This window comes from Streptomyces sp. NPDC088725, from assembly GCF_044751305.1.
In the GTDB taxonomy this organism is placed as follows: Bacteria; Actinomycetota; Actinomycetes; order Streptomycetales; family Streptomycetaceae; genus Streptomyces.
This window is the reverse complement of record NZ_JBIVLO010000013.1, coordinates 64,254-87,433: the sequence shown is the minus strand read 5'-3', so window position 1 is coordinate 87,433 and position 23,180 is coordinate 64,254. Positions and strand designations below refer to the sequence as shown.

The 23,180-nt window shown below is 70.8% G+C and carries 20 protein-coding genes; 11 read left to right on the top strand and 9 right to left on the bottom strand.

Annotated elements, in window-relative coordinates:
* Window positions 1–270: 270 nt before the first annotated feature.
* Entirely contained in the window at window positions 271–720 is a 450-nt protein-coding gene (locus ACIP6N_RS26995) for an ATP-binding protein (protein WP_401819746.1), read from the bottom strand.
* A 299-nt stretch (window positions 721–1,019) separates the two neighbouring features.
* Between ACIP6N_RS26995 and ACIP6N_RS26990 the strand changes: the two genes are divergently transcribed.
* On the top strand, window positions 1,020–1,385 hold the full coding sequence (locus ACIP6N_RS26990; protein ID WP_401819744.1) for a hypothetical protein: 366 nt from the start codon (window positions 1,020–1,022) through the stop codon (window positions 1,383–1,385).
* A 16-nt stretch (window positions 1,386–1,401) separates the two neighbouring features.
* On the top strand, window positions 1,402–1,980 hold the full coding sequence (locus ACIP6N_RS26985) for an HD family hydrolase (RefSeq protein WP_401819742.1): 579 nt from the start codon (window positions 1,402–1,404) through the stop codon (window positions 1,978–1,980).
* 123 nt (window positions 1,981–2,103) lie between these two features.
* On the opposite strand, the gene ACIP6N_RS26980 is transcribed toward ACIP6N_RS26985, so the two are convergent.
* The 3 genes from ACIP6N_RS26980 to ACIP6N_RS26970 all read right to left on the bottom strand — a co-directional run bounded on the left by ACIP6N_RS26980 (window position 2,104) and on the right by ACIP6N_RS26970 (window position 5,810).
* Window positions 2,104–3,321, bottom strand: a complete 1,218-nt coding sequence (locus ACIP6N_RS26980; RefSeq protein ID WP_401819741.1) for an MFS transporter — start codon at window positions 3,319–3,321, stop codon at window positions 2,104–2,106.
* A 127-nt stretch (window positions 3,322–3,448) separates the two neighbouring features.
* Window positions 3,449–4,498 carry a methylmalonyl Co-A mutase-associated GTPase MeaB gene (gene meaB / locus ACIP6N_RS26975; RefSeq protein WP_401819905.1) on the bottom strand — a complete coding sequence of 350 codons (1,050 nt, stop codon included), beginning with the start codon at window positions 4,496–4,498 and terminating at the stop codon, window positions 3,449–3,451.
* Between the two features lie 112 nt (window positions 4,499–4,610).
* Entirely contained in the window at window positions 4,611–5,810 is a 1,200-nt protein-coding gene (locus ACIP6N_RS26970; RefSeq protein ID WP_401819738.1) for an acetyl-CoA C-acetyltransferase, read from the bottom strand.
* A 185-nt stretch (window positions 5,811–5,995) separates the two neighbouring features.
* Between ACIP6N_RS26970 and mce the strand changes: the two genes are divergently transcribed.
* The 7 genes from mce (at window position 5,996) to ACIP6N_RS26935 (ending at window position 15,461) form a co-directional block, all read left to right on the top strand.
* Window positions 5,996–6,424 (top strand): methylmalonyl-CoA epimerase, encoded by a 429-nt coding sequence (gene mce, locus ACIP6N_RS26965; RefSeq protein WP_401819737.1) that lies wholly within the window; start codon window positions 5,996–5,998, stop codon window positions 6,422–6,424.
* A 158-nt stretch (window positions 6,425–6,582) separates the two neighbouring features.
* Window positions 6,583–10,368 (top strand): polarized growth protein Scy, encoded by a 3,786-nt coding sequence (gene scy, locus ACIP6N_RS26960; protein WP_401819735.1) that lies wholly within the window; start codon window positions 6,583–6,585, stop codon window positions 10,366–10,368.
* A 153-nt stretch (window positions 10,369–10,521) separates the two neighbouring features.
* On the top strand, window positions 10,522–11,460 hold the full coding sequence (locus ACIP6N_RS26955; RefSeq protein WP_401819733.1) for a cellulose-binding protein: 939 nt from the start codon (window positions 10,522–10,524) through the stop codon (window positions 11,458–11,460).
* Between the two features lie 117 nt (window positions 11,461–11,577).
* Window positions 11,578–12,546: an ABC transporter ATP-binding protein gene (locus ACIP6N_RS26950; RefSeq protein ID WP_401819732.1), complete on the top strand. Its 969-nt coding sequence runs from the start codon at window positions 11,578–11,580 to the stop codon at window positions 12,544–12,546.
* A 3-nt stretch (window positions 12,547–12,549) separates the two neighbouring features.
* Window positions 12,550–13,329, top strand: coding sequence for an ABC transporter permease subunit (locus tag ACIP6N_RS26945; RefSeq protein ID WP_401819730.1), 780 nt, complete (start codon window positions 12,550–12,552; stop codon window positions 13,327–13,329).
* Window positions 13,330–13,488: 159 nt separating this feature from the next.
* A complete protein-coding gene (locus ACIP6N_RS26940; RefSeq protein ID WP_401819727.1) occupies window positions 13,489–14,631 on the top strand; it encodes an ATP-binding cassette domain-containing protein in 1,143 nt (380 codons plus the stop codon).
* On the top strand, window positions 14,628–15,461 hold the full coding sequence (locus ACIP6N_RS26935; protein ID WP_401819724.1) for an ABC transporter permease: 834 nt from the start codon (window positions 14,628–14,630) through the stop codon (window positions 15,459–15,461). Before ACIP6N_RS26940 ends, ACIP6N_RS26935 begins: the two co-directional genes overlap by 4 nt.
* A gap of 96 nt (window positions 15,462–15,557) precedes the next feature.
* Here the strand turns inward: ACIP6N_RS26935 and ACIP6N_RS26930 are convergent, their stop codons facing one another.
* Entirely contained in the window at window positions 15,558–15,875 is a 318-nt protein-coding gene (locus ACIP6N_RS26930; protein ID WP_401819721.1) for an ATP/GTP-binding protein, read from the bottom strand.
* Window positions 15,876–16,068: 193 nt separating this feature from the next.
* Here ACIP6N_RS26930 and ACIP6N_RS26925 point away from each other — a divergent pair, with 193 nt between their 5' ends.
* A complete protein-coding gene (locus tag ACIP6N_RS26925; protein ID WP_401819718.1) occupies window positions 16,069–17,082 on the top strand; it encodes an LLM class flavin-dependent oxidoreductase in 1,014 nt (337 codons plus the stop codon).
* 146 nt (window positions 17,083–17,228) lie between these two features.
* Here the strand turns inward: ACIP6N_RS26925 and ACIP6N_RS26920 are convergent, their stop codons facing one another.
* Window positions 17,229–17,621: an SCO5389 family protein gene (locus ACIP6N_RS26920; protein WP_401819716.1), complete on the bottom strand. Its 393-nt coding sequence runs from the start codon at window positions 17,619–17,621 to the stop codon at window positions 17,229–17,231.
* Between the two features lie 214 nt (window positions 17,622–17,835).
* Between ACIP6N_RS26920 and nucS the strand changes: the two genes are divergently transcribed.
* On the top strand, window positions 17,836–18,495 hold the full coding sequence (gene nucS / locus ACIP6N_RS26915; protein ID WP_401819714.1) for an endonuclease NucS: 660 nt from the start codon (window positions 17,836–17,838) through the stop codon (window positions 18,493–18,495).
* A 110-nt stretch (window positions 18,496–18,605) separates the two neighbouring features.
* Here nucS and ACIP6N_RS26910 read toward each other — a convergent pair whose 3' ends face one another.
* The 3 genes from ACIP6N_RS26910 to ACIP6N_RS26900 form a co-directional block, all read right to left on the bottom strand.
* Complete coding sequence (locus tag ACIP6N_RS26910) at window positions 18,606–21,341, bottom strand: ATP-binding protein (RefSeq protein WP_401819712.1); 2,736 nt, start codon at window positions 21,339–21,341, stop codon at window positions 18,606–18,608.
* Between the two features lie 240 nt (window positions 21,342–21,581).
* Window positions 21,582–21,905, bottom strand: coding sequence for an anti-sigma factor antagonist (locus tag ACIP6N_RS26905; protein WP_401819709.1), 324 nt, complete (start codon window positions 21,903–21,905; stop codon window positions 21,582–21,584).
* Between the two features lie 208 nt (window positions 21,906–22,113).
* Window positions 22,114–22,962, bottom strand: a complete 849-nt coding sequence (locus ACIP6N_RS26900; RefSeq protein ID WP_401819706.1) for a 3-hydroxyacyl-CoA dehydrogenase family protein — start codon at window positions 22,960–22,962, stop codon at window positions 22,114–22,116.
* Between the last annotated feature and the right edge of the window lie 218 nt (window positions 22,963–23,180).

Here is a 23,180-nt window from a genome sequence, read left to right as displayed (position 1 = left end):
CTCCGCAGCACGGCCGGCGCCCCCACTGGTCCGACGTCACCGCGCCCCTCGTACCTCGACAACACACGCACGTCGTGCCCTCATTTCCGCAGGTTGTGGCCTCGGCGGACGATTTTGCGCCACCACGGGGGCCTTGCCGCAAGCCCCCCTCTGCGCTATAAGTTAAGAGTGGCAAGGAGAGTGCTCTCCTTGCCTTCACTTTTGTCACCCGGCTCGCGGCCCGGCCGTCCCGCCACACCGAACGGCTCCGCGTTCCGTCCCGTGCGCCACTCAGCCGAGATCCGGGCCGGGGCCGTTCCGCGCGCCCCCGGGGACGAGCAGAACGGCCCAGACGACTTTCCCCCAACGACGACGGTCGATGCCCCACTGATGGGCGATCTCCTCGACAATCCACAGACCTCGGCCGTTTTCCTCGTCGTTCTGTGCTTCCCGAACGGCGGGAACTGCGCGGGACTTGTCGGAAACGGCGATACGCACGCGATCGGGCATGGGCAGGTGAATGCCGACGCGAATGAGACGACTCCCGCTGTGCTGAGTCGAATTGGCGACGAGTTCGGACACGGTGAGCGTCGCGGAATCGACGAGGCAGCCGAGACCCCACGCGGTCAAGGCATCGCGCACCAGCGACCGAGCCCGCCTCGCGGACGCCGCCTCGCACGGCAGGGTTTCGCTGTAACCGGGGGCGCCGGTCGCGTTCGACCTGGTCGCGGTCGTGGTCACTGGTTTCCCCTTCAAAGCATGGACCACCCAGGCCCCGTAGGAAACATGTTCGGGACTCCGCCGAGGCCGCGGCGCGAGCAGGCGAGAACGGGACGCTCCTGCACCGCCAGGCGCTGTACCTCTGTTCCTACGATCGAACGCCGGAAGCGACTTCGTGGACCGCCTACGCACTCCATGCTCGTCGTGGCCTCCTTGCCGCCCGAGGGTGGACGCCGCACTGGGCGGCGGCCCGTTCGACCGCTACGGCACTGGCACGTCTGGGTGACCCGCAACCCCTGCTCGACTTCATCGATCGGGCCATGGCCGACGACGACGCGGCAGAGGCCGCGAACCTGAATTACTGGGCGTACTGGCTCGGCGCCCTCCCTGAACCGCAGGCAGACGACGGCTTCATGCGCAACGGGGACCTTTCTGGGTGGGAGCCGATCAAGCTGCTGCGCAGCCTGGTCGTAGGTCTCCACCAAGCCCCCGGCTACGTCGACCTCTACGCCCACTCAGTGTGGGCGTTGTTGACCGCGTACAAGTGGCTCCCACTGGCGTCCCCCGATCTCACCGAAAAACTGGACAGGCGGACGGTACAACTCCTCGGCAACGGGGCAATTTCCTCACGATCAAGACGAGAACTCAGCGCCGTACATTGCGTTCTACGCGAGAACCGCACGTGACAACCGGAGGCAGACGATGGCGGACGACACCGCTCAGGCCAAGGGCACAGCGGGGTTCCTGCTGGAGATGGGCATGCTCAAGCGGGCCAAGCGGTCCGGTTGGTGGATCGCCGGAGTCAAGGACCCGGAAACCATCGCCGAGCACTCGTTCCGTGTCGGTCTCATCGGTTCCGTACTCGCGATGATGGAGGGAGCCGACCCCGCGAGGACCGCTCTCCTCGGCTTGTGGCACGACACGCAGGAAACCCGTGTCAGCGACATCCCGCACATCGGCCGCCGCTACTTGGACGCGGCGTCCAATGAGAGCGTCACAGCGGATCAGGTGTCGGCGGCACACCCAGCGGTGCGGGCCGGAGCCCAGCGCATTGTCGAGGAGTACGAGAACGGTGACTCCCTCGAAGTTATCTGCGCACATGACGCCGACAAGCTCGAATGTCTCCTTCAGGCCGTCGAGTACCGCGAGCAGGGCTGCTCGAATGTGCAGGGGTGGATCGACAGCAGCATCTCCAAACTGAAGACCGCCTCCGCCCAGGAACTCGCCGAGGCTGCTCTGAACATGACCTCGGTGGACTGGCAGGAAGCCTATCTCCGCTGAGACTTGGGCCATGGGGCGCGATCTGGCCGTGGCCAGGCTGCACCGGGCGCGTCCGCACCGCGGGAGACTTCGCGCCCCGTCACCTCTTCGTGACGGCGACGGGACGTCGCGGCGTGCGCTGAGCTACGGCCCTGGCTCAGGGCGGAGTCGTCGGCTGCCCTCCCGCGCGCGGCCGGTATTCGCACCCAGGATCGGCACCGCCGCGAGCAGGGCCGGGGCCGCCGTGAGGGCGAAGCACGCGGCGAGGGGGAGGCTGCCCGCCAGGAGGCCGGCGGCGGCTGTGCCGGTCGAAGAGCCCGCGTTCACCGCTGTGTTGACCCACGCGCCCGCCTTCGTACGGTCGCCCGGCGCCGCTGTCTCGTCGGCGATCAGGTAGGCCGTGGTCAGCGCCGGGGCGACGAACAGGCCTGCCAGCGCGGCCGTTCCGGCCAGTACGTACGCGTTCGGCGCGAGACCTGCCAGCGCCAGTACGAGGCCGAGCGCCCCGCAGAACGCCGGGAGCCGTGTCCGGGCCGAACTCCGCCAGGAGACCGCTCCGTTCGCCAGTCCGCCGACGGCGCTGCCGGCCGAGAGCGCGGCGAGCACCCAGGACACCGCGCCCGGCCGGTTCAGGTCCTCCGTGAAGGCGACCACCAGCAGTTCGAGGCCGCCGAGACAGAGCCCGACGCAGGCGGCGGCAAGGACCGGCCGGGCGAGCGGCCTCGGACCGGTGCGGGGCGTGGATGACTTCGGGCCGACCCGTGCCGCTCGTAGCGGGAACGGGACCGGCGACGCCACCAGCCCGAGCGTGCCCACCAGGACGAGCGCGGCGCTGATCGCGAGCCCCATCGCGGGTTCGGCGTACGTCACCAGGACGCCGACGAGCAGCGGTCCCGTGACGAACAGCAACTCCTCCGCGACGCCGTCGAGGCTGTAGGCGCGCTGCAACATGCGCCGGTCCGGCAGGAGTTGGCTCCACAGCGTGCGCATGGCCGGGCCCAGGGGCGGGGTGCAGGCCCCGGCGGTGACGACGAGCGCGCCGAGCAGCGCTCCCGGCGCTCCCGGCCGTGCGGTGGCCCAGGCCAGCGCCGCCAGCAGCGCCGCGTAGAGCGCGGCCATCGGGACCAGGGCGCGGCGCGGTCCGTGCCGGTCGACCAGGGCCGCTCTTGCGGGTGAGAGAACGACGCTGGTGGCACCGAACAGCGCCATGTCGGTTCCGGCCACGGCGAAGGAGCCGGAGGCGTCCTTCACGGCCAGTACGAGCGAGAGCGAGACCGTTCCGTAGGAGAGCCGGCCGAGCAGCGCGGCACCGAAGGTGCGCGCCGCGTGCGGGGTCCGCAGGACAGCGGCGTACGAAGACATGGGAGAGGTTCCTCGGAGAGGGCAGCGCGAAATCCGGCCGCTGCGGCCGTACAGGGACGCCGGAGGGTCGCGACGTGTGCCGCGGGGGCCGGGGTCCTACGCACGGAAGAGGAACATGCCAAGGAAGCTAACAGACGGCGACGGAGTTGTCACCGGGGCGGGACGGGCCGCCGCTGTCACCTGCTCCGGAGGATCCAGTGGCGGCAGGCCCGGCGGAGGATCCGGCCGCGGTGAGCGCCGCGATCAGTTCGTCCGCCGCCGCGTACGGGTCCAGTTCGCCCGCGACGACGCGTGCCGCCAGCGCGCCCAGGCGGTGGTCGCCGTGCAGGTCCCCGATGCGCTCGCGGAGCGCCGTGACCGCGATCGTCTCCACCTCGCGGGCCGCGCGCCCGGCCCGGCGTTCGGTGAGGATGTTGTGTTCGTTCATCCACGCGCGGTGCTTCTCCAGCGCTTCGACGACCTCGTCCATGCCCTCGCCGCGCGCCGCGACGGTCTTCACGATCGGCGGACGCCAGTCGCCGGGGCCGCGCGCTTCGCCGAGGCCCAGCATGTGGTTCAGCTCGCGGGCCGTCGCGTCGGCGCCGTCGCGGTCCGCCTTGTTGACCACGTAGACGTCGCCGATCTCCAGGATCCCGGCCTTGGCCGCCTGGATACCGTCTCCCATGCCCGGCGCGAGCAGCACCACGCAGGTGTCGGCCTGCGAGGCGATCTCGACCTCGGACTGGCCGACCCCGACGGTCTCCACGATGATCACGTCGCACCCCGCCGCGTCCAGCACCCGGATCGCCTGCGGCGCGGCCCAGGCGAGACCGCCGAGGTGACCGCGGGTCGCCATGGAGCGGATGTAGACGCCCGGGTCCGAGGTGTGCTCGGACATCCGGACGCGGTCGCCGAGCAGCGCGCCTCCGGAGAACGGCGACGACGGGTCGACGGCGAGCACCGCGACCCGCTTGCCCGCGCGCCGGTACGCGGAGACCAGCGCCGAGGTCGATGTCGACTTGCCGACCCCGGGTGAGCCCGTGAGCCCCACGACGTACGCGTGTCCCGCGAGCGGCGCCATCGCCGCCATCACCTCGCGCAGCTGCGGGGACGCCCCCTCGACCAGTGAGATCAGCCGGGCCACGGCCCGGGGCCTACCCTCGCGTGCCTGAGCCACCAGCTCGGGGACGTCCTGCATCACAGCTCCCGTTTCCTCGACTCTTCGGTCCGGATCGCAGAACGACACCGGTACGACGCGGACGCGCCGTGCACATCGCCGCGTACGGCGCGCAAATCGCCGCGTGCGACGGCTACTTGGCCACGCGCAGGATCAACGCGTCCCCCTGGCCGCCGCCCCCGCACAGCGCCGCCGCGCCGACTCCGCCGCCGCGCCGCTTCAGCTCAAGCGCCAGGTGCAGGACGAGCCGCGCGCCGGACATGCCGATCGGGTGGCCGAGGGCGATGGCCCCGCCGTTCACGTTCACCTTTTCCGGGGACACCCCGAGGTCCTTCATCGACTGCACCGCGACCGCCGCGAAGGCTTCGTTGATCTCGATGAGGTCGAGGTCGCCGACGCTCAGGCCCGCCTTCTCCAGGGCGTGCGTGATGGCGTTCGAGGGCTGCGACTGGAGGGAGTTGTCCGGGCCCGCCACATTGCCGTGGGCGCCGATCTCCGCGATCCACTCCAGGCCCAGTTCCTCGGCCTTCGCCTTGCTCATCACCACGACGGCGGCCGCGCCGTCCGAGATCTGCGAGGAGCTGCCGGCGGTGATCGTGCCGTCCTTGGCGAAGGCCGGGCGCAGCCCGCTCAGCGACTCGGCCGTGGTGTCGGGCCGGATCCCCTCGTCCTGCGCGAAGACCACCGGGTCGCCCTTGCGCTGCGGGATCTCCACCGGTGTGATCTCGGCGTCGAAAACACCGTTCTTCCGCGCGGCGGCGGCCAGCTGGTGCGAGCGCGCCGCGAACGCGTCCTGCGGGGCGCGCTCGATGCCCAGGCGGGTGTTGTGCTTCTCGGTCGAGGCGCCCATCGCGATGTCCTCGAAGGAGTCGGTGAGGCCGTCGTACGCCATCGAGTCGAGCATCTCGATCGCGCCGTACTTGTATCCCTCGCGGGACTTGGGGAGCAGATGCGGCGCGTTGGTCATGGATTCCTGGCCGCCCGCGACGACGATGTCGAACTCGCCCGCGCGGATCAGCTGGTCGGCCAGGGCGATCGCGTCGAGCCCGGAGAGACAGACCTTGTTGACCGTGAGCGCGGGGACACTCATCGGGATGCCGGCCTTGACCGCCGCCTGGCGCGCCGGGATCTGGCCCGCGCCGGCCTGGAGCACCTGCCCCATGATCACGTACTGCACCTGGTCGCCGGTGACGCCGGCCCGTTCCAGCGCGGCCTTGATCGCGAAACCGCCGAGGTCGGCGCCGGAGAACGATTTCAGGGAGCCGAGGAGCCGCCCCATGGGGGTGCGGGCGCCCGCGACGAGGACGGAGGTGGTGGTGTTCGTATCCGACATGAGACGCGATCCCCTTTGCGTACGGCCGCACACGGTGTGAGCCGTGCGCCGTCAGGAAGTGAACGAGGGTTAACCTCCAATGTACTGACCGGTACCGGCGGCGGTCACCAGGCAGTATGTGTGACGGCGGGCACGTTGCGTGAGCAGCCGTTGCGAAATCGGCGCCGTACCGCTCCACTGTCTGCATGCTGACGCGAATTGATCACATCGGAATCGCTTGTTTCGACCTCGACGCGACCGTCGAGTTCTACCGTGCCACGTACGGCTTCGAGGTGTTCCACACCGAGGTCAACGAGGAACAGGGCGTGCGGGAAGCCATGCTCAAGATCAACGAGACGTCGGACGGCGGCGCTTCGTATCTTCAGCTGCTCGAATCCGTCCGGGACGACTCGGCAGTGGGAAAGTGGCTGGCCAAGAACGGTGAGGGCGTGCATCACATCGCCTTCGGCACCGAGGATGTCGACGGTGACTCCCAGGCCATCGGTGAGAAGGGCGTACGGGTGCTCTACGACCAGCCGCGCACCGGTTCCATGGGCTCCCGCATCACCTTTCTCCACCCCAAGGACTGCCACGGAGTCCTCACAGAACTGGTCACCTCCCGTCCGGAGCACTGACCTTAAGGATTCCCGGCCCGGTAGAGTGACCGCTCCGGGCCGGGGCCGGGCCGGGGCCGCGCCCCGACCGCAGATCTGACACCATTCCCCGGGGGGCCGTTCGCCGGGAACGGTGCTCGTTCGGAGAGTTGCGACCATGGGACGGATGGGACCGCGCAGTGCGGGGCTACGAACGCCAGGAGAGCCACCGAGCTGACGACGACCACCTTTCGCGGTTCGAAGCCGAGATGGACCGGCTGAAGACCGCGCGAGAGAAGGCCGTCCAGCACGCCGAGGACCTCGGTTACCAGGTCGAGGTCTTGCGCGCCAAGCTCCATGAGGCACGCCGCAGTCTCGCGATGCGGCCCTCCTCGTTTGACGGCGCCGACATGGGCTATCAGGCCGAGCAGATGCTTCGCGACGCCCAGATGCAGGCGGATCAGCTGCGGACGGATGCCGAGCGCGAGCTGCGCGACGCCCGCGCGCAGACGCAGCGCATCCTCCAGGAGCACGCGGAGCACCAGGCCCGTCTCCAGGCGGAGCTGCACGCCGAGGGTGTCCAGCGCAGGCAGCGGCTCGACCAGGAGCTGTCGGAGCGCAGGCAGACCGTCGAGTCGCACGTCAACGAGAACGTGGCGTGGGCCGAGCAGTTGCGTGCCCGTACCGAATCGCAGGCGCGCAGGCTGCTCGACGAGTCGCGCGCCGAGGCCGAGCAGTCCCTGGCCGCCGCACGGGCCGAGGCCGCCCGGGTCACCGAGGAGGCACGCCGCAGGCTCGGCTCCGAGGCCGAGGCCGCACGCGCCGAGGCGGAAGCGCTGCTGCTGCGCGCCCGCAGGGACGCCGAGCGGATGCTGAACGCCGCGTCCGCGCAGGCCCAGGAGGCCACCAGCCAGGCGGAGCAGCTGCGTTCGTCCGCCAGCGCGGAGGCCGACCACGCGCGCCAGCAGGCCGCCGAGCAGAGCCGTCTCGCGGAACAGCGCGCGCAGGAGGCGGAACTGCGCCTGCGCGAGGCGCGCCTGGAGGCCGAGAAGCTCGTCGGCGAGGCCAAGGACACGGCGGCCAAGCGGCTGGCGAGCGCCGAGTCGCAGAACGAGCAGCGCACCCGTACGGCCAAGTCCGAGATCGCGCGGCTGGTCGGAGAGGCCACCGAGTCCGCGGAGGCGACGAAGGCCGAGGCCGAGCAGGCGCTCGCCGACGCGCGCGCCGAGGCGGAGAAGCTGGTCGCCGAGACGGCGGAGAAGGCCCGTACCGAGGCGGCGGAGGAATCGGCCGCGCAGCTCGCGAAGGCGGCCCGCAGCGCCGAGGAGGTGCTGACCAAGGCGTCCGAGGACGCGAAGGGCACCATCAGGTCGGCGGGCGAGGAGGCCGAACGGATCCGCCGCGAGGCCGAGGCCGAGGCGGACCGGCTGCGCGGCGAGGCCGCCGAGCAGGCCGATCAGCTCAAGGGCGCGGCCAAGGACGACACCAAGGAGTACCGCGCCAAGACGGTCGAGCTGCAGGAAGAGGCGCGCAGGCTGCGCGGCGAGGCCGAGCAGCTGCGGGCCGAAGCGGTCGCCGAGGGCGAGCGGATCCGCGGCGAGGCGCGCCGCGAGGCCGTCCAGCAGATCGAGGAGGCGGCCAAGTCCGCCGAGGAGCTGCTGACGAAGGCGAAGGCGGACGCCGAGGAGGCGCGCGCCAAGGCCACCGCCGAGGGCGAGCGGGTGCGTACCGAGGCCATCGAGCGCGCCACGACGCTGCGCCGGCAGGCCGAGGAGACCCTGGAGCGCACGCGCGCCGAGGCCGAGCGGCTGCGCACGGAGAGCGAAGAGCAGGCCGAGGAGACGAGGGCGGCGGCCGAGCGTGCCGCCGCCGAGCTGCGCGAGGAGAACGAGCGCGGCATAGAGTCCCGCAGGGACGAGGCCGCCGGCGAGCTGACGCGGCTGCGCACCGAGGCCGAACAGCGCGTGGCGTCCGCCGAGGAGGCGCTGACCGAGGCGCGTTCCGAGAGCGAGCGGATCCGCCGCGAGGCGGCCGAGGAGATCGACCGCCTCCGTACGGAGGCCGCCGAGCGCGTCCGTACGCTCCAGGCGCGGGCCGAGGAAGAGGCCGAGCGGCTGCGCGCAGAGGCCGCGGCCGACGCCGCCGGGACACGTACGGAGGCGGAGACCGCCGCGTCGCGGCTGCACGCCGAGACCGCCGCGGAGACGGAACGGCTCCGGGCCGAAGCGAAGGAACAGGCCGACCGCGTCAGGAGCGAGGCCGCGGCCGCCGCGGAGCGCGTCGGTACGGAGGCCGCTGAGGCGCTGGCCGCCGCGCAGGAAGAGGCGACGCGGCGCCGCCGCGAGGCCGAGGAGCTGCTGTCGGCCGCCCGTACGGAAGCCGACCAGGAGCGCGAGCGGGCCCGCGAGCAGAGCGAGGAACTGCTCGCCTCCGCGCGCAAGCGCGTCGAGGAGGCGGGGGCCGAGGCCCAGCGTCTGGTCGAGGAGGCCGACGCCCGCGCCCAGGAGATGGTCTCCGCCGCGGAACAGACCGCCCAGCAGGTACGGGACGCCGTCGCGGGCCTCCATGAGCAGGCCGGGCAGGAGATCGCCGCGCTGCGTTCGGAGGCCGATCACGCCGCCGAACGTACGAAGACGGAGGCGCGGGAAGAGGCCGAGCGGGTACGCGCCGACGCGCACGCCGAGCGGGAGCGCGCGGCGCAGGACGCGAGCCGTATCCGTGCCAGGTCCCAGGAGGAGGCCGAGACCGCCCAGCAGCTCGCCGAGCACACCGTCGCCGAGGCGGCCGGTGAGTCCGAGCGGCTGCGCGCGGAGGCCGCGGACGAGTCGGAGCGGGTGCGCGCGGAGGCGGCCGGCGAGGCGCAGCGGCTGCGTACCGAAGCGGCGCAGTACTCGCAGCGGGTGCGGACGGAGGCGTCGGACACCCTCGCCACGGCCGAGCAGGACGCGGCCCGGGTGCGTGCCGAGGCCCGCACGGACGCCAACCGCCAGCGGAGCGAGGCGGCGGCGCAGGCCGACCGGCTCATCACGGAGGCGTCGGGCGAGTCGGACCGGCTGCGCGGTGAGGCGGCGGAAGCGCTGGGTTCCGCGCAGCAGGCCTCCGAGCGGATGCGCGCCGAGGCGCAGCAGTACAAGGCGGACACCGAGGCCGCGGCCGACCGGATCAGGAACGAGGCGCAGGAAGAGACGGACTGGCTGCTCGACGAGGCGCGCAAGGACGCGGCCAAGCGCCGTGCCGACGCGGCCGAGCAGGCCGACCAGCTGATGAACAAGGCCCAGGAGGAGGCGCTGCGCTCCGCCACCGAGGCCGAGGCGCAGTCGGACGTGATGGTGGGCGCGGCCCGCACCGAAGCCGACCGCATCACGTCGGAGGCGGCCGTGGAGGGTAATACCCTGGTCGAGAAGGCCCGTACGGACGCTGACGAGTTGCTGGTCGGCGCGCGTCGTGACGCGACGGCCGTACGGGAGCGGGCCGAGGAGCTGCGTGCGCGGATCGAGAGCGAGATCGAGCAGCTTCACGAGCGTGCGCGCCGGGAGACGTCCGAGCAGCTGAAGACGGTCGGCGAGCGCGTCGACAATCTGATGAAGGCCGCCACCGAGCAGCGTGCCGAGGCCGAGGAGAAGGCCAAGGAGCTGGTCGCGGACGCGGCCGCGGAGGCGAGCAAGGTCCGGATCGCCGCGGTCAGGAAGGCCGAGGGCTTCCTGAAGGAAGCCGAGCAGAAGAAGGCCGAACTGATCAAGGAAGCGACAAAACTGCGCGACGAGGCGGATGCAGAGGCCAAGCAGACGGTGGAGGAGGGCCGGCGTGAACTTGAGGTTCTGGTACGCAGGCGCAAGGACATCCAGACCGAGATCTCCCGTGTCCAGGATGTTCTCGAAGCGTTGGAATCCTTCGAGACCCCGTCCGGCGGGGCGAAGGACAACCCCGTCAAGGCCGGCGCGGCGGCCGGAACGACTCGTTCGAGTGGCAAGTCGTCAGAGAGTTAGCGCGACACGGCTTAAGGTCTTGCCAACGAGTGGCTTCAGCCACTCAAAAGGCTGGACATTCTGCATATCAAACCGGCATCGGCTCGATGACACGCCGCCAAGGCCCCTAGGATTCCCTCTATCACCTCACCGGTCTCATTCGACAGGAACCCCATGAGCGACACATCCTCCCCATTCGGCTTCGAGCTCGTGCGGCGTGGTTACGACCGCGGTCAGGTGGACGACCGCATTACCAAACTCGTCGCCGACCGTGACAGTGCACTTGGCCGCATCACCGCGCTGGAGAAGCGCATCGAGGAACTGCACCTCGAGACGCAGAACGCACAGGCACAGGTAACCGACGCCGAGCCGTCGTACGCCGGCCTCGGCGCGCGCGTCGAGAAGATCCTCCGCCTCGCAGAGGAGGAGGCGAAGGACCTGCGCGAAGAGGCCCGCCGCGCCTCGGAGCAGCACCGTGAGCTGGCCGAATCGGCCGCTCAGCAGGTGCGCAACGACGCCGAGTCGTTCGCGAGCGAGCGCAAGGCGAAGGCCGAGGACGAGGGCCAGCGCATCGTCGAGAAGGCACAGGGCGACGCCTCGACCCTGCGTTCGGACGCGCAGAAGGACGCGCAGTCCAAGCGCGAGGAGGCGGACGCGCTCTTCGAGGAGACCCGCGCCAAGGCCGCCCAGGCCGCCGCGGACTTCGAGACGAACCTCGCCAAGCGGCGTGAGCAGTCCGAGCGTGACCTGGCCTCGCGTCAGGCGAAGGCCGAGAAGCGCCTGGCGGAGATCGAGCACCGCGCCGAGCAGCTGCGGCTCGAGGCCGAGAAGCTGCGTACGGACGCGGAGCGCCGGGCCCGTCAGACGGTGGAGACGGCCCAGCGTCAGTCCGAGGACATCGTGGCGGACGCGAACGCCAAGGCCGACCGGATCCGCAGCGAGTCGGAGCGCGAGCTGGCGGCACTCACCAACCGCCGCGACTCGATCAACGCCCAGCTGACCAACGTCCGCGAGATGCTGGCCACGCTGACGGGTGCCGCGGTCGCCGCCGCCGGTGCCCCGGCCGAGGACGAGCCGATCTCGCGCGGTGTTCCGGCCCAGCAGTCCCGCTGAGTACGGACGCTGTCCCGCTGAGCGCCGGCTGAACCGGCCGCGTACCGGCTGAGTACCGTCGCAGAGCCCCTCGCCACTCCGGTGGCGGGGGGCTCTGCGCGCCTTTAGGTTGGCCGCATGATCGAGGTCGATGGGCTCACCAAACGGTACGGCCGCAAGATCGCGGTCGACCGTCTCTCCTTCACGGTGAGACCCGGTGTGGTGACGGGTTTTCTGGGGCCCAACGGCGCGGGCAAGTCGACCACGATGCGCATGATGCTGGATCTGGACCTCCCGACCGGCGGTTCGGTCAGGATCGACGGGAAGAAGTACCACGAGCTGGCGGAGCCGCTGAAGCACATCGGGGCGCTGCTGGAGGCCAAGGCGATGCACGGCGGCCGCAGCGCGTACAACAATCTCCTGTGCATGGCGCAGAGCAACCGGATCCCGGCGAGGCGGGTGTCCGACGTGCTCGACATGGTCGGGCTGACCGCCGTGGCGAAGAAGAAGTCCAAGGGTTTCTCCCTCGGAATGGGCCAACGGCTCGGAATCGCGATGGCCCTGCTCGGTGATCCCGAGATTCTGATGTTCGACGAGCCGGTCAATGGTCTGGACCCCGAGGGTATTCACTGGATCCGCAATCTGATGAAGGATCTCGCACGCGAGGGCCGCACGATCTTCGTATCCAGCCATCTGATGAGTGAAATGGCGCTGACCGCCGACCATTTGATCGTGATCGGGCAGGGCAGACTGCTCGCGAACACCTCGATGGCGGACTTCATCCACGAGAACTCGCGCAGTTACGCGCGGATCCGCTCACCACAGGTGGAACAGCTGAGGGACGTCCTGCGGGAGGCCGGATTCACCCCGGTCGAGACCGATGACGGCACGCTGGAAATCGACGGGGCCGAGACCGAACAGCTCGGTGAGCTGGCGGCCTCCCATCAGATCGTGCTGCACGAACTCAGCGCCCAACGCGCCTCGCTGGAGGACGCGTTCATGCAGATGACGGCGGAGTCCGTCGAGTACCACGCCCACGCGACCGACGGGACGCAGCAGTCCCCCGGGGCCCAGTGGGGACCGCGCGACGAGGGCAAGGGAGTCTGATCCATGGCATCGCTGCCGGCGGTCGTCCAGTCCGAGTGGACCAAGATCCGTACGGTCTCCTCCACGACCTGGACGCTGATCACCGCCCTCGTCGTCACCGTGGCGCTCGGGGCGATTCTCTCCGCGCTGTACAACGCGCAGTTCAGCAGCCTGGACCAGGCGCAGCAGGCCACCTTCGACCCGACGTTCATCAGCTTCTCGGGGATGATCCTCGGCCAACTGGCGATGGTGGTCTACGGGGTGCTCGTGGTCGGCTCCGAGTACAGCTCCGGCATGATCCGCACCTCGCTGGCCGCCGTGCCCAAGCGCGGACTCTTCCTCTTCGGCAAGATCCTGGTGGCCGGGGCGCTGGCGCTGGCGGTCGGGATCGTCACCGGTTTCCTGACGTTCTTCGTCAGCCAGGCTCTGCTGGGCGACCACAGCACGACGATCGGCGCGCCCCATGTGCTGCGGGCGGTCTTCGGCAGCGGTCTCTACATGGGCCTGATCGCCATCTTCTCGATGGGCATCACGGCGATGCTGCGCAGCTCGATCCTGGCGCTCGGCATCCTGATGCCGTTCTTCTTCCTGGTCTCACAGATCCTGGCGGCGGTTCCGGGCGCCAAGGACGTCGCGCGGTATTTCCCCGACCAGGCGGGCAAGAAGATCCTGCAGGTGGTGCCGGACGCCTTCACCGCGCACAAGGCGCCGTACGGTCCCTGGGGCGGCTTCGGCATCCTCGCCGCCTGGACCGCGGCGGCGCTCGTCGCCGGTTACGTGACGCTCAGGAAGCGCGACGCCTGAGCGGTGCCCCGAGGGTGTGCCGGGGCAGCGGTCAGCCGCTGTTCATTTCTTACCTCGTGCCGGAACCGTCAAGCCCCGGATAAGCTCCTAGCTCTAACGGGGGCTTTCGGCCTGCACAGGCCACCGCCCCGACGACCTGACTGTCGATGGGGCTGGAGAATGATCGAGGCAGTCGGCCTGACGAAGCGCTACGGCGCCAAGACGGCCGTGTACAACCTTTCCTTCCAGGTACGGCCGGGCTTCGTGACGGGATTCCTCGGCCCCAACGGCTCCGGCAAGTCCACCACCATGCGGATGATCCTCGGCCTCGACCAGCCGACCGCAGGCCGGGTCACCGTCGGCGGGCATCCCTTCCGGCAGCTGCCGAACGCTCCGCGCCAGGTCGGCGCGCTCCTCGACGCGAAGGCGGTGCACGGCGGCAGGACCGCCCGTAACCACCTCCTCTCGCTCGCGCAGCTCTCCGGGATTCCCGCCTCCAGGGTCGACGAAGTGCTCGGTGTCGTCGGCCTCCAGGACGTGGCCCGCAAGCGCTCCAACGGCTTCTCGCTCGGCATGGGCCAGCGCCTGGGCATCGCCGCCGCGCTGCTCGGCGACCCGCAGGTGCTGCTCTTCGACGAGCCCGTCAACGGCCTCGACCCCGAGGGCATCCTCTGGGTCCGCAATCTGATGAAGCAGCTGGCCTCCGAGGGCCGTACGGTCTTCGTCTCCTCGCACCTGATGAGCGAGATGGCCGTGACCGCCGACCATCTGATCGTGATCGGCCGGGGACAGCTGCTCGCCGACATGAACGTCAAGGACTTCATCTCGGCGAACTCCGCGGACTTCGCCCGGGTACGCATCCCGGCGACGGGCCCCGGGGAGCGGGAGAAGCTGACGGCCGCGCTGACCGGGGCGGGCGGCCAGGTGATGTCCGAGCCGGACGGCGCCCTGCGGGTCACCGGCCTGCCGCTCCCCCGCATCAGCGACCTCGCGCACGAGGCCGGCGTACGGGTCTGGGAGCTGTCACCGCACCAGGCCTCGCTGGAGGAGGCGTACATGCGGCTGACCCAGGGCGCGGTGGACTACCGCTCGACGGCCGACGCCCTGGCGGGCTTCCAGCAGCCCGGAGGGCCCGCGGGGCCCATCGTCCCCGAGGTGCCGCAGCAGGGCTGGTACGCACCGCCGCCGCCGGGACAGGCTCCGGACGCAGCGCAGCAGCCGGCGAGGAACCCGTACGCCCAGCCGCCGTCCGCGGCCGGGCAGAACCCGGCGGCCGGGCAGAAGCGCACCGCACCGCCCGTACCGAGCGAGGAAGCCCGATGACGACCGCGTACGAGCAGCAGGGCCCGGCCCTGGGCAGCTACACCTCGCCGATCCCCGCGCGCCGCGCCCACCTCGGTGACGCGCTGGCCTCCGAGTGGACCAAGCTCCGCTCCGTGCGGTCCACGATCTGGACGCTGGGCGTCATGGTCCTGCTGATCGTGGGCATCGGACTGGGCGCCGCGGCGGTTGTCGCGGCCTCTTCCCTCGACAGCTCCGACCAGTCCGCCCTGGGGCTCGGCTTCTTCGGGGTGCTGCTCGGCTCGATCTGTGTGATCACCCTGGGCGTGCTGACGATCTCCTCCGAGTACAGCACGGGCATGATCCGTACGACGCTGACCGCCTGCCCGAGCCGGGCCCGGGTGCTGGCGGCCAAGGCGATCGTCTTCTTCCTGCTGGTCTTCGTGATCACGATGGTCTGCACGACGGCCGTCGCCGCGCTCCAGACCGCGATCGTGGGCGGCGCCGAGGAAGGGGCGTCGGTGTGGTTCCGGGCGACGGTCGGCGTCAGCCTCTACGTGGCGCTGCTCGGGCTGCTGTCGCTGGCGGTCGGCGCCCTGATCAGGCACTCGGCGGGTGCGATCACGGTCATGATCGGGGTCGTTCTGCTGCCGATGGTGCTGGCGATGTTCATGTTCGCGGACTCGCTGGCCGATCTGCGCGACGCGATGTTCGACTACTCGATCCCCAACCAGCTCATCACCCTGTACGGCGAAGCCGACAGCGCGAGCGGCTCGGGGCCCGCGGGCTGGGACCCGGTGTGGATCCTGCTGGGCGTGGCGGTGGTCGCGATGGCCGGCGCGTTCTTCTCGCTCGACAGGCGCGACGTCTAGGGCCGCTGCTGTCCGGGGCCTCCGCTGCCCGGGGCTGCTCCGTCCAGGACCGCTCCCGTCCAGGCCCGCCGGGAAGCTCGGCGCCGGGTTCGGTACTCAGTACCTGGGCGCGTTACGGGACCGCTGCACCCGCGAGGTGCGGCGGTCCTTCGCGTTCCAGCAGGCCTGGTGCCAGTGGCGCCGGTCCTCGACTCCCCCGTACTCGGGCCAGGCCACCACATGCGCCACCGACGAGGGGATCTCCTGGTCGCAGCCGGGGCAGCGGTAGCGCTTGCCCGCCGCGCTCGCGCCGGCGACATGGCGGACCGACCACTCCTCGTCCTGCCAGCTCTCGGTCCGCTGGAAGCCGCCGTAGCGATTTCCGCTCTCGATCGGTTTCTCGCCGCCATGAGGGCGGTTGCGGCGCGGGGACACAGGACACCTCACGGGGCAGGAAGCACGTTTCGTCCCCAGCCTACGGCCCCTGGCCACGTGGAGAGGGCACAAAGCACCAGAGGCACTTAGCCGACAATCGCAAGAATTTCCTCGTCGGCCGTGCCTTTGGCACGTGTCCGGCGTTGTTGCCTTATAACGGGGAGCCGCGTCGGCCGCAAGGAGGCACCAGGCGATGCGTGTTGGAGCTTTTGTACTGGCGGCCCAGTTCCCGGGCCAGGGGCCGGGAGAGGCGTTGCACCGGGCGGTGCGCACCACCGAGGTCGCCGAGGAATCCGGCCTCGACTCCGTCTGGCTGGGTGAGCACCACTTCGTGCCGTACGGGGTGTGCCCGTCGGCGATCACGCTGGCCGGGCTGCTGCTCGGGCGTACCCGGCACATCCGGGTGGGTACGGCGGTCAGCGTGTTGCCGAACGCGCATCCGGTGGCCCTGGGAGAACAGGCCGCGCTGCTGCATCTCCTGTCGGGCGGCCGGTTCTCGCTCGGCGTGGGGCGGGGCGGTCCGTGGGTCGATCTGGAGGTCTTCGGCGCCGGCCTCAGCGCCTTCGAACACGGATTCCCCGAGTCGCTGGATCTGTTGCTCAACTGGCTGCGCGAGCCGCGCGTGTCGGCGTCGGGAGAGCGGTTCGTCTTCCGTGAGGTCCCCGTCGTACCCAGGCCGGACGGACCCGGCCGGAGCGGCGGTCCCGAGGTGATCGTCGCGTGCACCTCACCGAAAAGCGTGAAACTCGCCGCGGAACAAGGCCTGCCGATGCTCCTCGGCATGCACTGCGGCGACACCGAGAAAGCGGACATGGTCGCGCTGTGGCGTACGTACGCACAAGGTGCGGGCCACGACCCCGAAGCCGCCCATGTGTCGGCGGGAGTGGCCCAGATCGCCGACGGCGGGACCGAGGCGAGAAACACTCTCCTCAAGGCCATGCCCGGCTGGCTGAAACAGGGCCTCGGCGCCCATGTCACGGTCGACGGCAGAGCCCGTTCGATGCGCGATCCGGTCGCCTATACGCAACTCCTCAGCACCCTGCACCCGGTGGGCTCGCCCCGCTTCGCCGCCGACCGTCTCGCGGCCACGGCGGAGCGTACGGGCATCACGCGCTTCGCGCTGCTGCTGGAGGGCTCGGGCGACCTCATGACCACGGAGGAGAACGTCCAGCGCCTGGGCACGGAGGTACTGCCCCTGCTCAGCTGACGCACGGGCCGGCGCACGGGGCCGGCGCGCGAGGCAGGCGCGCGGAGCCAGCCGCACGGGGCCGGCGCACGGGGCCGGCGCGTGCCGTTGCCATTGCTGTTGCCGCTCCGCAGAGCCCCCGGCGTACGGAGCGGCAGCGTGTGGCCTCAGCAGTCGCGCAGTTCCGGAGACTGGTTGAGCAACTGGCCCCGGATCGAGGTGAAACGGGCAAGCCGCTCGTCCACCGAGGAGTCAAGGGGAAACACCGCGACACGGTGGCAGTTCTGGAAGGCGAGACGCACCCCGAAGTGCCGTTGCAGAGCGCCGCGAATGGCGTCACTCGCGAGTGCGCGCAGCAACTGGCCACGTGCCTGTTCGTCCGGCGGCGGCGTCTGGTTGTCGGCGAACTGTCCACCGTCCACCTTCAGCTGGGCCACCAGGGAACTGATCATCTCCCAAGCGAAGGGCAGGGAGGTCCGGACGCAGTCGACGAAAGCCGCTTCGTCGACCTCGCCTCGCTCGGCCTGCTCCAACAGCGCCGGTGAGACGTCGAGCGACATGGGTTCTCCTCTCGCGACCCCGGACATACCGGGGTCTTACGGTCAGGTATGAGAGTGACGACGACGCAGCGTGCACGACCGGCGACCTCACGCATCCACGTTATGCGTGCTGTCCTGACCGCACCAGGCGAATGCGAACACAACCGGCCACAAACGAAAGGGGGTTGTGGGGCGAATCGCGCCGAGTGGCGCCAGTCGAGTAGCGTTGCCGACCATGCGTCTCGTCATTGCCCGCTGCTCCGTGGACTACGCGGGCCGGCTCACCGCCCACCTGCCCTCCGCGCCCCGTCTCCTCCTGGTCAAAGCCGACGGCAGTGTGTCGATCCACGCCGATGACCGGGCGTACAAGCCCCTCAACTGGATGTCACCGCCCTGCACCTTGAAAGAGGACGACGGCGTGTGGACAGTCGTGAACAAGGGGGGCGAGAAACTGATCATCACGATGGAAGAAATCCTTCACGATTCTTCGCATGAGCTGGGTGTCGACCCCGGTCTCATCAAGGATGGCGTGGAAGCCCACCTCCAGGAACTCCTCGCGGACCGGATCGAGACGCTGGGCCCCGGCTACACCCTGATCCGGCGGGAGTACCCCACGGCCATCGGCCCGGTGGACATCCTGTGCCGGGACGCCGACGGCGGCACGGTCGCGGTGGAGCTGAAGCGGCGCGGCGACATCGACGGCGTGGAGCAGCTGACCCGTTACCTCGAACTGCTGAACCGCGACCCCCACCTGGCCCCGGTGAAGGGCGTGTTCGCGGCCCAGGAGATCAAACCGCAGGCCCGGGTACTGGCGACGGACCGCGGCATCGGCTGCGTGATCCTGGACTACAACGCCATGCGCGGCATCGAGGACGACAAGCTCCGCCTCTTCTGAGGACGCGTTCTCGGCAGGCCTCGCACGGGGCTTTGCCGTCCGCTTCTCCGGCCCGGTCTGTCCGGTCCTCCCGTACGCGCGGGAGCACCGGACAGACCGGGCCGGGTCGTTCAGGCGGTGGTGTCGGCGGGCTCCGGAGCGCCTGCCGTGATGCTGGGGGCCGTGCCGCTGGCCGAGGCGTCGGGAGGCGTCTCCGGGTCCGTGGGGGACTCCGTCGGGGGGCTCGTGGGCGGGTCCGTCGGCGGGTCGCTGGGCGGGTCGGACGGGGTGCCCGACGGCGTGTGCGACGGCGAGGTGGAGTGCGACGGCGGCTTCGGAGGCTTGCCCGGAGAGGACGGCGAGTCCCCGCCCCCCGGCGTCGTCGCGCTCTCCCCGTCCGACGGGCTCCCCGGCGCGGACGGACTGCCCGACGGCGAACCACTCGCGCTCGGGCCCGACGGCTCCGGCGCCACGGGGGCGGTCGGGGAGCCGCCGCCCTGCCGGTGGCCGGCCGGGCTGTCCGTGTCCGACGGTTCTACGGGAGCCTCTTCGTCCGTACCCGCGCCGTCGTCCGTGTCCACGGACTGCTCTGTCGTCGCGCCTTCCGAGCCCTGGTTGTCGGCGCCCGAGGTCGCGCCCAGTGTCACGACCGTGCCCAGTACGGCCGCGAGCACCGCGCCCGCGCCCGCGGCGACGAGATTGCGCCGGGCGCCACCGAGCATCGGGCGCCGGCCGGTTCCCGAGGTCCCGGACAGGGACCGGGTGTTACGTACGGACGCGACCAGCGTCGCGTCCTCGCCGGACGGACCGGACGGACCGAACGGACCGGACGCGCCCGACGCGCCGTACGCCCTGTAGGCGGACGTACCCGGCGCGGCCGGACCTGCCGCCGCCCCGGCCCTGCCGGACACCCCGCCCGCCCTGCCGGGACCCGCGCCCAGCGGTGACCGTACGGGCAGCGCGACCGCCGTCGCCGCCGTGTTGCCGAGCGCGGAAGACGCCGCCTGCTCCTCGTACCGTCCCGGCTCCGCACCGCCGCGCGTCAGGTCGGCCACCAGCGCCAGCGCCCGGCGGCCCGCGACCGTCCCGCTCTTGTCGGCCAGCGCGCCGCGCATCGCGATCGACGCCTCCAGCTCGGCGCGGGCCCGCTCCAGATTTCCGACGCAGAGCGCCAGCACGCCCAACTCATGGTGGAAGTACGCCTCTTCGGCGACCTCTCCGGCGAGCCTGGCCGCCTCCTGGCCGGTCCGCAGGGCCCGCTCCCAGGCGTTCCAGTGCAGCGCCGCCAGGAAGGCGGGAGCCGCGCTGCGCGCCAGCAGGACGGCTGCGCTCGGGTGCCCCGCGTCCTCCTCGCGACCGGCCGGTGCGGCCGGTACCAGCGGACTCATCGCCGCCAGGATCGCGTCCGCCTCCGCCGCGACGCGCTCCGGCGTGACCGACGGGTGCCCCGACCACCAGGCGTAGTGCTGGGCCGCGGTGTGCGCGTGGGCGGTCGCGTCGTCGCCGTAGCCCTTCTCCTCCAGCTGGGCCGCGACCCCGGCCGCGAGGCGGTAGCGCGTGCCGACCGGGGAGAGCAGCCCGCAGCTGACCAGCTCGCCGAGGGCCGCGTCCGCGTGTGTGTCGCCGACCAGGGCCGGCAGGTGTGCCTGGTGCGGGACCTCGCCGCCGAGCGCGACGGCGAAACGCAGCGTGGCACGTGCGGATTCGCTCAGCCGGGAGGCGAGCAGGGCCGCGGGCGCGGCGCCCTCGCCGATGCTGGGCAGGGGGATGTCGGCCCCGTCGAGCGAGGTGTCGCCCAGGACCGTGACCGTGATCGCCGGGTCCACGGCGGACACCCCGGACCCACTCGGCGCACCCGTCCCAGCGGCCCCGCCCGGCGCACCCGACGCGAACGGCTCGAACTCGTCGACGTTCTCGACCTCACCGCGCAGCGCGTCGCGCTGCCGCAGCAGCGCTCCCGCCTGGACGAAGCGCAGTGGCAGGCCCTCCGACTCGAACCAGAGGTCACCCGCCCAGTTCGCCTCCTCGTCGGTGAGCGGCCGCTCGGCCGCGCGCTCCAGCAGTTCCAGCGACGACGCGCGGCTCAGTCCGCCGAGGACGACCTCTTCGAGGCCCGCCTCCGCGGACGGCGGGGCGACCTCGGGCGACACGGCGAGCAGATACGCGCATTCGGGCGTCGCGTCCAGCAGTTCGTCCAGCGCCTCGCCGCCGAACTCCAGGTCGTCGAGGACGACGACCGCTCCGATGTCACGGACGTACGTGAGCAGTTCAGCACGGTCCGGCCTGCGCAGCTCCGTCTCCCGGACAGCGGTGCACAGCTCGTGCAGCAACTCGGTCGCGGTGCGGTGGTACCCGGAGAGACGGACGAGTCCGTCGGGCGCGAGCCGCCCGCACTCCGCCGCGGCCGCCTCGAGCAGTGCGGTGCGGCCGGAGCCGTCGGGCCCGACGAGCCGTACCGAACGGCCACGTCCCAGCAGCTCCACCAGCCGCTCACGCTGCTCCTGACGCTCCAGCAGCGGAAGCGGCGGCGCGGCGGGGCCCGGCGGCACGGGCGGCAGGCCGGCACGCTGGAGCTCCGCGCGCTCGCCGACGCCGCGCCTGCCCGGCGCGGCAGGCGTGCTGCCCGGGGGCCGCGCCTCGATCTCGCTGCCGTCGACCGGGTTGACGGTCAGCAGGAAGTCGCCGGAGAACAGCTGGACGGGCCGTGCGCGCGGCGCTCCTGCGGTTCCCGTTCCCTTGAGGTGCCCGAGGGAGGCGGGAAGCGCTTCGCGCGGCGGGCGCGGCAGGTCCGTGTTCACCCCGGGGCGCGCCCGGCGCTGCGCGTCGTGACCGTACTCTTCTTCCGGTCCCCGGCTCATCGGGTCCATGGTGAAAGTCCCCCAGATCGTGGCGTGCCGCTGTCCCCGGCCTCGCACGCCTATCTGTCGCTCCGGTCCGGTGCCTGTTCTACGGGTCCGTCAATACGCGGACGGCCGAACCCTAGACTCCCGCTCAGTATCTACGAACAGCCGGGGTGCCGCCTCGTCCGAGACATCACGGTCTAGTGAGGATTGTTCGCGAACACCTATGGCCGCAAAGGACCGGAGCGCCGCTTCGCCCGGCGGCCGTCAGACGCGCGGAAGCGATTCCGCGACGATCCCGCCCTCGATGGCGAGGATGCGGTGCAGTCGGGTGGCCACCAGCAGACGCTGCATCTGGGGCGGCACACCCCGCAGCACAAGCCTCCGGCCACCCCGCCCCGCTCGCCGGTGGGCTCCCATGATGACGCCGAGTCCGGTGGCGTCCCAGGAATCCAGATCGGACAGGTCGAGCACCAGATCGCCGACGCCGTCGTCGACCGCCGAATGCAGGACCGTACGGGCGTCCGCCGCGCTGCGTACGTCGAGGCGGCCCCCGACGACCAGCTCGGCGTGGTCGCCCCTGATGTACATATGCGCTCCCGTAAGGACTGAACGTGCTCCGTGTCTGTCATGACTGTGCCGATGACCGGACAACTGACGAACCGGTGGTCAACCGGCTCCACTGATCTGACTACCACCCGACAACTGACTGACCGTCCCGCGGTCGCAAAAGTTGCCGTCCGTAAGCGAACCGATACCTGATTCACCCGGTGAGGTGAGGGGGACCGGCAAGCGCGGCTCAGTGCTTGTAGAAGCCCTGCCCGCTCTTGCGGCCGATGTCACCCGCGTCAACCATCCGGCGCATCAGCTCCGGCGGGGCGAACTTCTCGTCCTGCGACTCGGTGTAGATGTTTCCGGTCGCGTGAAGAAGGATGTCGACGCCGGTCAGGTCGGCGGTGGCGAGCGGTCCCATGGCGTGGCCGAAGCCCAGCTTGCAGGCGATGTCGATGTCCTCGGCGGACGCGACACCCGACTCGTAGAGCTTGGCGGCCTCCACGACCAGCGCGGAGATCAGCCGGGTGGTCACGAAGCCCGCCACATCGCGGTTGACGACGATGCAGGTCTTGCCCACGGACTCGGCGAACTCCCGCGCGGCGGCGAGCGTTTCGTCGCTGGTCTTGTAGCCGCGCACCAGCTCGCAGAGCGCCATCATCGGCACCGGCGAGAAGAAGTGCGCGCCGACGACGCGCTCGGGACGCTCTGTCACCGCCGCGATCTTGGTGATGGGGATGGCGGAGGTGTTGGAGGCGAGTACGGCGTCGTCCCGCACGAGCTTGTCGAGCGCGCGGAAGATCTCGTGCTTGACCTCGAGCTTCTCGAAGACGGCCTCGACGACGATCTCCGCGTCGGCGACGGCGTCCAGGTCGGTGGTCGTGGTGATCCTGCCGAGCGCCGCGTCGGCGTCCGCCTCTTCGAGCTTGCCCTTGGCGACGAACCTGCCGTACGAGGCGCGGATGCTGTCGGTCCCCCGGGCCAGCGCCGCGTCCGTCACATCACGCAACACGACGTCCCAGCCGGCCTGGGCGGCGACCTGCGCGATACCGGACCCCATGAGTCCTGCCCCGATGACGGCGAGCTTCCTGGCCACGGCACACCTCTGCTTTTCTTCCAAGGCCGCGAGACGGTCACGGCCTTAACGGCTGTTTACATTTCGGCTCTGTGGCGGAGGTTAGCGTTCACGGGCGCCCATATGGGGGCGAAGAGATGCGCGTCACGTCCCAAATGGCGGACATCACACCGGGGCAGTCCATCAAGCGCCACGCACCGCGTACTTGAGCACCTTCTGCCCCAGGAGCACCATCTCCC